At 72.3% G+C, this 12,595-nt stretch carries 9 protein-coding genes and 1 tRNA gene; 9 read left to right on the plus strand and 1 reads right to left on the minus strand.

Annotation, left to right across the window (positions count from 1 at the left end; genetic code table 11):
* Positions 1-131 precede the first annotated feature (131 nt).
* Positions 132-365 (plus strand): hypothetical protein, encoded by a 234-nt coding sequence (locus E0F75_RS23535; protein ID WP_015033559.1) that lies wholly within the window; start codon positions 132-134, stop codon positions 363-365.
* Here E0F75_RS23535 and E0F75_RS23540 read toward each other — a convergent pair.
* On the minus strand, positions 344-1,564 hold the full coding sequence (locus tag E0F75_RS23540) for a glycosyltransferase 87 family protein (RefSeq protein WP_187624538.1): 1,221 nt from the start codon (positions 1,562-1,564) through the stop codon (positions 344-346). The two genes, E0F75_RS23535 and E0F75_RS23540, sit on opposite strands and share 22 nt — an antisense overlap.
* 121 nt (positions 1,565-1,685) lie before the next feature.
* On the opposite strand from E0F75_RS23540, the gene E0F75_RS23545 reads away from it, so the two are divergent.
* From E0F75_RS23545 to E0F75_RS23580, 8 genes are all read left to right on the plus strand, one after another.
* Positions 1,686-1,758, plus strand: a tRNA-Ala gene (locus E0F75_RS23545).
* Between the two features lie 312 nt (positions 1,759-2,070).
* Entirely contained in the window at positions 2,071-4,947 is a 2,877-nt protein-coding gene (leuS, locus tag E0F75_RS23550; protein WP_187624539.1) for a leucine--tRNA ligase, read from the plus strand.
* A 122-nt stretch (positions 4,948-5,069) separates the two neighbouring features.
* Positions 5,070-5,843 carry a hypothetical protein gene (locus E0F75_RS23555; RefSeq protein WP_187624540.1) on the plus strand — a complete coding sequence of 258 codons (774 nt, stop codon included), beginning with the start codon at positions 5,070-5,072 and terminating at the stop codon, positions 5,841-5,843.
* 121 nt (positions 5,844-5,964) lie between these two features.
* A complete protein-coding gene (locus E0F75_RS23560; RefSeq protein ID WP_187624541.1) occupies positions 5,965-6,810 on the plus strand; it encodes a DegV family protein in 846 nt (281 codons plus the stop codon).
* A 116-nt stretch (positions 6,811-6,926) separates the two neighbouring features.
* Positions 6,927-8,006: a ComEA family DNA-binding protein gene (locus tag E0F75_RS40745; RefSeq protein WP_187624542.1), complete on the plus strand. Its 1,080-nt coding sequence runs from the start codon at positions 6,927-6,929 to the stop codon at positions 8,004-8,006.
* On the plus strand, positions 8,003-10,618 hold the full coding sequence (locus E0F75_RS23570; RefSeq protein WP_374115424.1) for a ComEC/Rec2 family competence protein: 2,616 nt from the start codon (positions 8,003-8,005) through the stop codon (positions 10,616-10,618). The genes E0F75_RS40745 and E0F75_RS23570 overlap by 4 nt, the downstream gene beginning before the upstream one ends.
* 54 nt (positions 10,619-10,672) lie before the next feature.
* A complete protein-coding gene (locus E0F75_RS23575) occupies positions 10,673-11,296 on the plus strand; it encodes a helix-turn-helix domain-containing protein (protein ID WP_187624543.1) in 624 nt (207 codons plus the stop codon).
* Positions 11,297-11,301: 5 nt separating this feature from the next.
* Positions 11,302-12,585 carry an MFS transporter gene (locus E0F75_RS23580; protein WP_194481543.1) on the plus strand — a complete coding sequence of 428 codons (1,284 nt, stop codon included), beginning with the start codon at positions 11,302-11,304 and terminating at the stop codon, positions 12,583-12,585.
* Positions 12,586-12,595: the final 10 nt, after the last annotated feature.

Here is a 12,595-nt window from a genome sequence, read left to right on the forward strand (position 1 = left end):
TGCGGGGCCATGGCAGAATCGGACGGCCGGAGGGGGACGAGGATCCGGACGGGAGGGTGGCCCAAGTGCTCGGCGACAACGGCGGGGTGTCCTATGGGTGCACGGCCTGCGGCCACAGCTGGAGCTGACTGATGGGTGCACACAGGCGGAAGTGCGACTGGTGCGGCAGCGGCACGCCCATCGTGCGCGACATGGACCCCGTCAACCCGGGGTTCCAGTACTGGTGCGAGGAGTGCGCGCGGGCGCTGATCATAAAAGGCGACCCCATCGAGACGTACCGCGAGCTGGAGGGGGAGCCGATCTACGGCCGGCTCCTCGACGAGCACTGCACCCTCAAGCGGTTCTACTCCTTCGCCACGGCCTGACGCCGCAGCGTCAGCACGTACCCCACGAGCAGGGCCGTGGTCGTCAGCGGATAGATCGCGGACAGCACCATCTGACCCGCGTTCTGGTCCAGTTCCGGCCGGCCCGGGTCGTGCGGAACCCACCACAGCGCGAACGAGGCGAAGGCCAGGGCCACCGCCCCCGTCACCGGCCACGTGCGCGTGGCGCGGTCCGCGAGCAGGATCAGCAGGGGCACACACCAGACCCAGTGGTGGGACCAGGAGATCGGGCTGATCATCAGCGCCGTGAACGCGCAGACGATCACCGCCACCGCCTTGTCCCCGCGCACCGCCGCCCGCACCGCGAGGACCATCGCCACGCCGCCCAGGACGGCCGCGGTCACCGCCCACCACATGCCCGGGTCGTCGGTGTGCATCAGCCGGGCCAGGACCCCGCGGATCGACTGGTTGGCGGTCTCCTCGGCGAAGCCCACCCGGCCGGTCTCGAACAGCGTCTCCGTCCAGAACCGCTTCGAGTCCGCCGGCAGCACGAGCGCCACGGCCAGTGCCGTCCCCAGGAACACCCCGGTCGCCGTCACCGCCGTGCGCAGCCAGGTGTTCCAGCTCCGGTCCCGGCGCCACAGCAGCACGCCCGCGACGAGCAGCAGGACCACGAAGAGCCCCGGTGTGAGCTTTACCGCGGTCGCCAGGCCGATGCCCAGCCCGGCCCAGCGGCTGTCCCGGTGCCGGGTGAGGTCCCAGAGCACCGCCACCGCTATGAGCAGGTTGATCTGGCCGTACCGCAGGGTCGTCCACACCGGCTCGCACCAGACCACCACCGCGGCGACCCACAGTGTCGTACGCCACAGGTCCGTACGCGACAGCGACGGGCGGACCAGCTGGAGCGACAGCTGCACCAGCGCGACCACCAGGAGCAGGTTCCCCGCGGTGGCGAGCGTCCGCATCACGGGCACGCTCACCAGGGTCAGCGGGACGAACAGCAGGGCCGCGAAGGGCGGGTAGGTCATGCCGAGGTTCGCCGAGGTCGCGCGCATCGCGTACAGATCACCGCCCGCCCGGACCGTCTCGCCCTCGGCCCGGTAGACCATCACGTCGAGCATGTTCACGTGGGCGAGGCGTTGCGCCACCCAGAAGGCCACGAACGAGAGCAGGCAGATCGCCGCGGCGGTGGCCAGGGGCCAGGGCCGGGCGCGGGTCTTGGAGAGCACGGAGACGGACACAGTCGGCGACCCTACCCGGCAGGTCAGGAGGGCCCGGAGAATCGATTTGGAGATCTGCCGGGGAGCCGGTTAATGTTCTGTCTGTCGCCGCGAGGGAAACCGAAACGGAGACGGAAAGCAAGGGGCTATAGCTCAGTTGGTAGAGCGCCTGCATGGCATGCAGGAGGTCAGGAGTTCAATTCTCCTTAGCTCCACAGAAAAGAAGCGGGTCACCCGGATCGGGTGGCCCGCTTCTTCGTTGTCCGGCTTCACTCGCCGCGGCTCCGTCCGGCTTCATTCGCCGCGGCTCGGCGCCGTGGAACGCCGGTGCGGCCCGCTCGGGCCCTGCGGTACCCTGGCGCCATGCGTGCCGTACGCCTTCTGCTTACCGAGCCGCGCTGATCAGTCCCGGCGGATGACAGACATTCGTCGGAGTCGGCGCGGCGTCCCCTCCTGTGTGAGGGGTTTTTTCATTTCACGGCAGTCCGTGGCAGTGGGCAGAGACGATCGATGGAGCTTCAAGGACCATGACCGAGATCAATACGGCCGCCGAGACGGCGGCCCCGCATCGCTACACGGCGGCCATGGCCGCCGACATCGAGGCACGCTGGCAGGACTTCTGGGACGCCGAGGGCACGTACGAGGCCCCGAACCCCACCGGTGACCTGGCGGGCGACCCCGCGATCGCCGCCCGGCCCAAGAAGTTCATCATGGACATGTTCCCGTACCCCTCGGGTGCGGGCCTGCACGTCGGCCACCCGCTCGGCTACATCGCCACGGACGTCTTCGCCCGCCACGCGCGCATGACCGGCCACAACGTGCTGCACACCCTGGGCTTCGACGCCTTCGGCCTGCCGGCCGAGCAGTACGCCGTGCAGACGGGCACGCACCCGCGTGTGTCCACCGAGGCCAACATGGAGAACATGAAGGTCCAGCTGCGCCGGCTGGGCCTGGGCCACGACAAGCGCCGGTCGTTCGCCACGATCGACCCCGAGTACTACAAGTGGACCCAGTGGATCTTCCTGCAGATCTTCAACTCCTGGTATGACGACGAGGCCGGCAAGGCCCGTCCGATCGCCGAGCTGATCGCGCAGTTCGAGAACGGCACGCGTGAGGTTCCCGGCACCACGCGCGCGTGGAGCGAGCTGACCGCCGCCGAGCGCTCCGAGGTCCTGGGCGAGTACCGCCTGGCCTACGCCTCCGACGCGCCCGTCAACTGGTGCCCCGGCCTGGGCACGGTCCTGGCCAACGAGGAGGTCACCGCCGACGGCCGCTCCGAGCGCGGCAACTTCCCCGTCTTCAAGTCCAAGCTGCGCCAGTGGAACATGCGGATCACCGCCTACGCGGACCGCCTGCTCGACGACCTGGACGCGCTGGACTGGCCCGAGGCCATCAAGCTGCAGCAGCGGAACTGGATCGGCCGCTCCGAGGGCGCCCGCGTCGACTTCCAGGTCGGCGACACCGGTGCCATCACCGTCTTCACCACCCGCCAGGACACCCTGTTCGGCGCCACCTACATGGTCCTGGCGCCCGAGCACGACCTGGTCGAGAAGATCGTCCCGGCCACCTGGCCCGAGGGCACCCACGACGTGTGGACCGGCGGACACGCCACCCCGTCCGAGGCCGTCGACGCCTACCGCAAGCAGGCCGCCTCCAAGTCCGACGTCGAGCGGCAGGCCGACGCCAAGGAGAAGACCGGCGTCTTCACCGGCGCGTACGCGACCAACCCGGTCAGCGGCGAGCGGGTCCCGGTCTTCATCGCCGACTACGTCCTGATGGGCTACGGCACCGGCGCCATCATGGCCGTCCCCGCCCACGACAGCCGCGACTTCGCCTTCGCGCGCGCCTTCGAGCTGCCGATGCGCTGCGTCGTCGAGCCGAGCGACGAGCGCGGCACCGACGCGTCGACCTGGGACGACGCCTTCTCCTCGTACGAGGCCAAGCTGGTCAACTCCTCCAACGAGGACGTGGCGCTCGACGGCCTGGGCGTCGTCGACGCCAAGGCGAAGATCACCGCCTGGCTGGCCGACCGCGGCATCGGCGAGGGCACCGTCAACTTCCGGCTGCGCGACTGGCTGTTCAGCCGCCAGCGCTACTGGGGCGAGCCCTTCCCGATCGTCTACGACGAGGACGGCGTCGCCCACTCGCTGCCCGAGTCGATGCTGCCGCTGGAGCTGCCGGAGGTCGAGGACTACTCGCCGCGCACCTTCGACCCGAACGACGCGGACACCCAGCCGGAGACCCCGCTGTCCCGCAACGAGGACTGGGTCAACGTCACCCTGGACCTCGGTGACGGCGCCGGTCCGCGCCCGTACCGCCGCGAGACCAACACCATGCCCAACTGGGCCGGTTCCTGCTGGTACGAGCTGCGCTACCTGGACCCGCGCAACTCCGAGCAGCTGGTCGACCCCGCCGTCGAGCAGTACTGGATGGGCCCGCGCGAGGGCATGCCCACCGGTGGAGTCGACCTGTACGTCGGCGGCGCCGAGCACGCCGTGCTGCACCTGCTGTACGCGCGCTTCTGGTCCAAGATGCTGTTCGACCTGGGGCACATCTCCTCGGCCGAGCCGTTCCACAAGCTCTACAACCAGGGCATGATCCAGGCCTTCGTGTACCGCGACGCGCGCGGCATCGCCGTGCCGGCGGCCGAGGTCGAGGAGCGCGACGGCGGCTTCTGGTACCAGGGCGAGAAGGTCAGCCGCGTCCTGGGCAAGATGGGCAAGTCCCTGAAGAACGCCGTGACGCCGGACGAGATCTGCTCCGAGTACGGCGCCGACACCCTGCGTCTGTACGAGATGGCGATGGGCCCGCTGGACGTCTCGCGCCCCTGGGACACGCGCGCGGTGATCGGCCAGTACCGGCTGCTGCAGCGGCTGTGGCGCAACATCGTCGACGAGTCGACCGGTGAGGTCACCGTCGTCGACGCCGCGGCCGACGAGGACACGCTGCGCGCCCTGCACAAGGCGATCGACGGCGTCGCCCAGGACATGGTCGCGATGCGCTTCAACACCGCCATCGCCAAGATCACCGAGCTGAACAACCACCTGACGAAGTCCGGTGGCGCGCTCTCCCGGTCGGTCGCCGAGCAGCTGGTCCTGCTGGTCGCCCCGCTGGCCCCGCACATCGGGGAGGAGCTGTGGCGCAGGCTGGGCCACAGCGACTCGGTGGTCCACCAGGGCTTCCCGGTCGCCGACCCGGCGTACGTCGTCGACGAGACCGTGACCTGCGTCGTGCAGATCAAGGGCAAGGTCAAGGCCCGCCTGGAGGTCTCCCCGTCGATCACCGACGCGGAGCTCGAGACGCTGGCGCTGGCCGACCCGCACGTGGTCGCCGCGCTGGGCGGCGCCGAGATCCGCAAGGTGATCGTGCGGGCGCCGAAGCTGGTCAACATCGTCGCCGGCTGACGCACATAGGGATTTCCCCTACGGGCAGGTTGGGGGTTCCGATGGAACCCCTGGCCTGCCCGTTCCGTTTACCGTGGAGGAACCACATCCGTGGGGACCGGACGGACGCCGGAGGGGCGCACATGGAAGCCGCGATTATCACGATCATGGCGCTGCTCTTCTTGTCCTTCGTGGCGCTGGGGGTCTACGCCACGGTGAAGGCGGTCAAGGCCGCCAAGCGCGGCGTGGACCGCACGATCGACCAGGCCCGGCGCACCGTCGAGGACACCACGCTGCGGGCCAAGAGCTTCGGCCAGGCCGGGACGGCGGGTGAGCTGGCCCGACTGAGGCTCTCGCTGCGCACCTCGATGCGAGCCACCCAGGAGGCCCTGCAGGCCGGGGTCGGCGAGGACGCCTCGCTGAAGGAGTCGCTCGAACTGTTCCACCGGCTCAGCGCGCACGGGCTCGAACTGGACGAGGACCTCAAGCGGATCGAGCGGGAGCCCGACCGGGCCTGGGCGGCCGGACAGCTCCCCGAGCTCACCGCACGGACCGAGCGGATCACCAGCTCGGCCGACGCACTGCGCCGCGCCGCCCGGGAGCGGGCCCTCAGGTTCGCCGAGGACGACCTGTCGTCGCTCAGCGCCCAGATCGACGTCGAGGCGGGTGCGCTGCGGCACTGGACGACGACGGGCCCGGAGACCACCTCAGGGACGACCGGGACGTCGGGGACCGCCGGCACGCCGGGGACGGTTCCCGGGGCGGCTTCAGGGAGCACGGTGCCGGGTGGCCAGGGTGCCGCCTCCGGGAGTTCGCGACCGGGAGCCGGCGGTGAGCCGTCCGCGATCACGGCGCCCGACCCCCGGCTGACCTCCTACCCCTGGGAGAAGTCGGCCCGCCCGGAGACCACCACCTGACGGAACCGCGGACGCGGAAGCCCGGCCGGGCGCCGGTCGGGACGGGCGCCCGGTGGCGTCAGAGCGTTCACGACGGGGGCCGGGCTGCCGCGCGCCGGTCTCGGCGGGTAACCTCCCGCTCATGTCCCGGCATGTCGCGATCGTCACCGATTCCACGGCCTACCTGCCACGCCAGACCAGGGAGCGGCACGCCATCACCACGGTCCCGCTGACCGTCGTCATCGGCGACCGCGCCCTCGAGGAGGGCACCGAGGTCTCGGCCAAGGCGCTCGTCGAGGCCCTGCAGAAGAAGCGCGCCGTCACCACCTCGCGGCCCAGCCCCGAGATCTTCGCCGAGGCCTACCGCGAGGCCGCGGAGGCCGGCGCGAAGGGCGTCGTCTCCCTCCATCTCTCCGCCGAGGTCTCCGGGACCTACGACGCGGCCGTGCTCGCCGCGAAGGACGCTCCCGTGCCCGTGCGGGTCGTGGACACCCGCATGATGGGCATGGCCCTGGGCTTCTGCGCCCTCGCGGCGGCCGAGGTCGCCGAGGCCGGGGGATCGCTCGACGAGGCCGTCGCGGCCGCCGAGAAGCGCGCCGCGGGCACCTCCGCCTACTTCTACGTCGACACCCTGGACTATCTGCGCCGCGGCGGTCGCATCGGGGCGGCGCAGGCGCTGCTCGGCTCCGCGCTCGCGGTGAAGCCGCTCCTCGAACTCGACGGCGGACGGATCGAGCTGCGGGAGAAGGTGCGGACGGCCTCGAAGGCCATCGCCCGGCTCGAGGAGATCGCCGTGGAGCGCGCCGGCTCCGGACCCGTCGACATCGCCGTCCACCATCTCTCCGCGCCCGAGCGGGCCGCCGCGCTCGCCGACCGGCTCAAGGAGCGGGTGCCTGGTGTGGCGGAGCTGCACGTCAGCGAGGTGGGAGCGGTCATCGGCGCCCACACGGGGCCCGGGCTGCTCGCGGTGGTCGTCTCGCCGCGCTGAGTCCGTACACGGGTCCATCCCCCGGGGGAGTGACGGAGTTGTCCACAGCGTGGGCTCTGTCCACGGAACGTGGGTGAGTCCCGCACAGCACGGCGGTGATTCCTACCGTCATCCGCATGACTCTTCGTACACGTATCTCATCGACGTCCTCCGGCGCTCTCGTCACGACGGGCGCTCCGACCAGCGGTCCCGGCAGGACGCCGGGCTCCGACGGCAGGACCCGCCCAGGGGCGCGTGGCGCGGCTCCTGGGCGGGTCAGGAGGCGGACCCGGGTGAGGAGGGCCGGGGCGGTTCCCGAGGCTGTCGTACGGCGGCGAGGGGATGAGCTGTTCCCGGCGGCGTCAGCAGCGGCAGCGGAGGAGGCGGCTGCGGCGGAGGACGCGATTGCGGGCCCGGTGGCGGAGGAGCGGGGATCTCCGTCGGGGGTACGGGATCGGGGTTCGCCGCCGGGGGTGCGGGCGCGGCTTGCGGCGGTGCTGCGTGACCGGACTCCGGTGTGGGTGCAGACGCGGATCGGGCTCGAACCGAGGGCGCTGGCCGCGCTGACGGTGGTGCTGGTCGTGGCCGCGGGTCTCGCGGGCGGCTATTTCTGGACGGGGCGGCCGGAGCCGGTGCGGGCTCCGGAGCTCGTGCGCGCCGCGCCGGTCGCTGCCGTACCCTCCGTACCCGCTGTACCCGCTGTACCCGCTGTACCCGCGGGGTCCGCCACGCGGGCCGGGCCGGGGTCTGGCGCGGGTGGGGCGCGGGTGATCGTGGATGTCGGGGGCAAGGTGCGCAGGCCCGGGGTGCTGACCCTGCCGGCCGGCTCGCGGGTGGCGGACGCCCTGCGGGCCGCGGGTGGGGCGAAGCCCGGCGCCGATCTCACCGGACTCAACCGGGCCCGGGTGCTGTTCGACGGCGAGCAGGTTCTCGTCGGGCTGCCGGGGACGCCGGTCGGGGGTTCAGGTCCTGGCTCCGGCGGCGGAGCGGGCCCCGGTGGCGGTACCGGTGGGGGTGGGCCGGGGGTGCCGTTGAGCCTCAACACGGCCACGGTCGAGCAGCTCGACACGTTGCCGGGCGTCGGTCCGGTTCTTGCCCGGCACATCGTCGACCATCGTGCGGAGCACGGCGGTTTCCGATCGGTCGGGGAGCTGCGGGAGGTCAACGGCATCGGCGAGCGACGGTTCGCCGAACTCGAACGGCTGGTGCGGCCGTGAAGCCGGACGAGGCGACGGTGGACGGGGCGACGGCGGACGAAGAGACAGCTGACGAGCGGGGAGCCAGGGCGCCCTCCTGGGAGGAGGGGCCGGCCGATCTCCGGCTGATCCCGCTCGCGGTGGCCGCGTGGGTGGCGGCGGCGATCGCGGTGGGGGTCTCCGGGTGGTGGACGGTGGCGGGAGTCGTGGTCTGTCTGGTGGGAGGCGGTCTCCTTCTGACGCCTGTGGCGGCGCGCTGGCTCGGCGGGACCGCCTGGCCCGGCGAGGCGATCGCGGCGGCGGACCCGCCGACTCGGCGGGGCACACCCGGGTGGCGGTTACGGGCGACTGCGTTCGCCGGAGTCCTGCTCTGTGCCGCCGCCGGGGCCGCGTCGGCCGGGCTGCATACGGCGGATCTGCGGCGCGGTCCCGTACCGGCCCTGGCGCGGGAGTACGCGCGGGCGCAGCTGGAGGTGACGGTGACCTCGGATCCCCGGCTCACCCGGCCCCGGGTGCGGGGCAGTGAGACGGTGCCGGTCTCCGTCGTCCTGGACGGCGAGGTGACCCGCGCCGAGCGGTCGGACGGGACGGTCCACCGGACGAGGGCGCCGGTGCTGCTGATCGTGCCGCCCGGGGAGGGGCGGGCGGAGTGGCTGCGGCTGCTGCCGTCCACGCGGCTGAGGGTCGGTGCCCGGCTCGCGCCGCCCTCGCGTCCCGGCGATCCCTTCGCGGCGGTGCTCAAGGTCGGCGGTGGGGGACCGCCGCGGATCGTCGGTCCGCCGAGCGCGCTGCAGCGGACGGCGGGGGAGCTGCGTGCCGGCCTGCGGCGGGCGACGGACGGCCTCGACCCGGACGCGCGGGCCCTGTTGCCCGGTCTGGTCGTCGGGGACACCTCACGGATCGGGTCCGAGCTGCGGGACGCCTTCGTGGCCACCGACCTCACCCACTTGCTTGCCGTTTCGGGAAGCAATCTGTCCGTCGTCCTGCTTCTGCTGGTCGGCCGTCCCGGGCGGGCCCATCAGGTGGAACGTGGCGGGCTCGCGCCCAGGTTGGGGATGTCGCTGCGGGTCACGGCGGTGGCCGGGGGAGCGCTGACGCTTGCCTTCGTGGTGGTCTGCCGGCCCGATCCGAGTGTGCTGCGCGCCGCGGCCTGCGGGTTCGTCGTGCTGCTCGCGATCGGCACCGGCCGGCGGAGATCGCTGATCCCCGCGCTGGCTGCCGCGGTACTGCTGCTGGTGCTCTACGACCCGTGGCTCGCGCGGAGTTACGGATTCCTGCTCTCGGTCCTCGCCACCGGAGCCCTTCTGACGGCGGCGCCACGCTGGAGCGAGGCGCTGCGGCGGCGCGGGGTGCCGGGCCGTCTGGCGGAGGTGTTGGCGGCGTCCCTGGCGGCGCAGGCGGTGTGCGCACCCGTCGTGGTGGTCTTCGCCGCCCGGGTGAGTCTGGTGGCGATCCCGGCGAATCTGTTCGCCGAGCTCGCGGTGGCGCCCGCGACGGTGTTCGGCTTCGCCACGCTCGCCGTGGCGGCGATCTGGATGCCGGCCGCGGAGGGGCTGGCGTGGGTGGCGGGGTGGCCGGCCGGGTGGATCGCGCGGGTGGCCCGTACGGGCGCCGCGCTGCCGGGGGCGGAGCTGAGCTGGCCCGGTGGGTGGTGGGGCGGGTTCGCTCTCGCCCTGGTGACCGCGGTGGTGGTTCTCGCGGCGCGCAGGCTGCCGTACCGGGGGCCGGTCGCCGGGCTCGTCGTCGTACTGCTGCTGCTCGTGGTGGTGCGGCCGGTGCCGCTGACGCGGTGGGCCACCGGATGGCCGCCGCGGGGCTGGGTGTTCGCGATGTGTCAGGTGGGGCAGGGGGATGCGACGGTCCTCGCGGCGGGCGGGGACGCGGCCGTTGTGGTGGACGCGGGCCCCGACCCCGTACCGGTGGACCGGTGTCTGCGGGAACTCGGGGTGCGCAGGGTGCCGTTGCTGGTGCTGACGCACTTCCACGCGGACCATGTGGCCGGGTTGCCGGGGGTGTTGCGGGGGCGGTCGGTGGGCGCGATCCAGACGACGGGTCTTGAGGAGCCGCCGGCCCAGGCGGCGTTCGTACGGCGGACGGCGGCGGCGGCGCGGGTGCCGCTGATCCGTGCGGGGCCGGGCGAGCGACGCAGGATCGGCGAGCTGGAGTGGACCGTGCTCTGGCCGACGGCAGGTGGTGGGGCGGCAGATGGTGGGGCGGTGGGGAGAGGGGCGGTGGGGAGAGGGCGAGCGGCGGCGGGCTCCGGTGGGGCGAACGACGCCAGTGTCGCGCTGCTCGTCAGGGCCGCCGGTGGGCTGACGTTGCTGCTGCTCGGTGATCTGGAGCCGCCGGCCCAGCGGGGGCTGCTGCGGGCTCATCCGGGGCTCGCGCCGGTGGACGTGCTCAAGGTCGCCCACCACGGCTCCGCGCATCAGGACCCGGGGCTGATACGGGCCGTACGGCCGCGGCTCGCGCTGGTGTCGGCGGGGCGCGACAACCCGTACGGGCATCCCTCGCCCCGGACGGTGGAGTCGTTGCGGGCCGGTGGGGCGCGGGTGCTGCGGACGGACCGCGACGGGGCGATCGCGGTCGTCGGGGCGGGGCCGGGGCTGGCGGCCGTACCGGGGGGAGGGTGACCGCCGACGGAGAGAATGCTTGTAAAGAAATCTTTCTAAAGATATCTTTTCATCATGCCGGAGGAGATCATCGACCCGCAGCCCGAGGGCCAGCAGCCCCGCAGTATCCGACTCACCGACCCGCGAGCCCTGCGCGCCTACGCTCACCCCCTGCGGATGTCGCTGGTGGGGATGCTGCGCAGCAGCGGCCCCTTCACCGCCACCCGGGCCGCCGAACTGACCGGCGAGTCCGTGGCCAGCTGCTCCTACCACCTGCGGATACTCGCCAAGTACGGGCTCGTGGAGGAGGCGCAGGGCGGCCGGGGGCGGGAGAAGCCCTGGCAGGCCACGGCCCAGTACACGGAGTGGCCGGAGTACAGCGAGGACCCGTCGATCGCCCAGGCGGCCGACGCGCTGAGCGTCGCCGTCGCCGAGCGGTACTTCGAGCGGGTCGCCCGGGCCATGGCGAACCGGCACCGGCTGCCGAAGGAGTGGCAGGAGGCCGAGCAGTTCGGCGACTCGCTGCTCCATCTCACCCACGAGGAGCTGGCCGACCTCGGAGCGCGCATCGGCGCGCTGCTCCGGCCCTACGAGGTGCGGGCCTCCGACCCGTCCCTCCGCCCGGAGGGCGCCAGGCCCGTCAGTGTCCTGCGGATCGCCTACCTGGATCTGGACGTCCCCGACAGCGAGAAGGAGTGAGCGGGATGGCTCTCGTCGAACGCGTACCGGCGCTGCTGCGCGAGCGGACCTTCCGCCGCTACTGGACCGGGCAGACCATCTCCCTCGCCGGGGACCAGATATCCCTCATGGCGATCCCGCTCGCCGCCGTCCTCGTCCTCGGCGCCGACGCCGCGGCGATGGGCTGGCTCAAGGCCGCCGAACTCCTGCCCGCGCTCCTGCTCAACCTGCCGTTCGGCGCCTGGGCCGACCGGCAGACCAGTCGCAGACGGGCGATGATCGCGGCCGACTTCGGACGGGCGGCGCTGGTCCTGACCCTTCCCGTGGCCCATGTGCTCGACGTGCTGACGCTCACCCAGCTGTACGTGGTGGCCTTCGGGATCGGCGCGCTCACCGTGCTCTTCGAGGTCTGCAACACCACGCTCTTCGTGGCGCTCGTGCCCACCGAGCGCTATGTGCAGGCGAACTCGCTGGTGAACGGCAGCCGTTCGACGGCCTGGCTGGCGGGACCCGGGATCGGCGGGCTGCTCGTGCAGTTCCTCACCGCCCCCTTCGCGCTGGTCGCGGACGCCCTGACCTATCTCGTGTCGGCCGGGTACCTGGCCCGGATCAAGCCGGTCGAGCCCCCGCCGGCCCCCGTGGCCAAGGGGCACTTCACCGAGGGGCTGCGCTGGGTGGTCCGGGAGCGCTCGATGCGGGCGCTGTTCGCCGCCTCCGGCACGGTCCAGTTCTTCAACTACATGTTCCACACCCTCTTCGTGCTCTACGTGACCACCGAACTCGGCCTCGGTGCCGGACTGCTCGGCCTGATCCTCGGAGCGGGAGCCGTGGGCGGTCTCCTCGGTGCGGTGGTCAGCGGGGCGGTCGTCCGACGGATCGGCATCGGGGGCTCGCTCGTCGCCGGCTTCCTCGGATTCACCCTGCCCCTGGTCCTGATACCCCTGGCCGACGGTCCGCCGGCGCTCGTGGTCTTCGTGCTGTTCGTGGCCGAGTTCCTCTCCTGCGTCGGCGTGATGATCGTCGACATCGCGGCGGGATCGTTCCAGATGGCGCTGATACCCGACGCCGTGCGGGCCCGGGTCATGGGCGCCTTCCGGACGCTCAACCACGGCTTCCGTCCGCTCGGCGCGCTCGTCGGCGGTCTCCTCGGCACCTCGATCGGGCTGCGCCCGACGCTCTGGATCGCCACCGTCGGGGCCGTCTTCGCCGTGCTGTGGGTGCTGCCCTCGCCGCTGCCGCGGATGCGGGAACTACCCTCTCCGAAAGAGGAGTCGGAGCCGGTCGGACAGCCGGGGGCAGGGCAGGGCTGACCGGGCAGAC

This window comes from Streptomyces sp. CB02980 (assembly GCF_014451325.2).
In the GTDB taxonomy this organism is placed as follows: Bacteria; Actinomycetota; Actinomycetes; order Streptomycetales; family Streptomycetaceae; genus Streptomyces.

Bases quoted from the DNA above. Each gene is read 5' to 3' on its own strand.
- E0F75_RS23535 (WP_015033559.1), top strand. From the start codon at position 132: ATGGGTGCACACAGGCGGAAGTGCGACTGGTGCGGCAGCGGCACGCCC.
- leuS (WP_187624539.1), top strand. From the start codon at position 2,071: ATGACCGAGATCAATACGGCCGCCGAGACGGCGGCCCCGCATCGCTAC.
- E0F75_RS23555 (WP_187624540.1), top strand. From the start codon at position 5,070: ATGGAAGCCGCGATTATCACGATCATGGCGCTGCTCTTCTTGTCCTTC.
- E0F75_RS23560 (WP_187624541.1), top strand. From the start codon at position 5,965: ATGTCCCGGCATGTCGCGATCGTCACCGATTCCACGGCCTACCTGCCA.
- E0F75_RS40745 (WP_187624542.1), top strand. From the start codon at position 6,927: ATGACTCTTCGTACACGTATCTCATCGACGTCCTCCGGCGCTCTCGTC.
- E0F75_RS23575 (WP_187624543.1), top strand. From the start codon at position 10,673: ATGCCGGAGGAGATCATCGACCCGCAGCCCGAGGGCCAGCAGCCCCGC.
- E0F75_RS23580 (WP_194481543.1), top strand. From the start codon at position 11,302: ATGGCTCTCGTCGAACGCGTACCGGCGCTGCTGCGCGAGCGGACCTTC.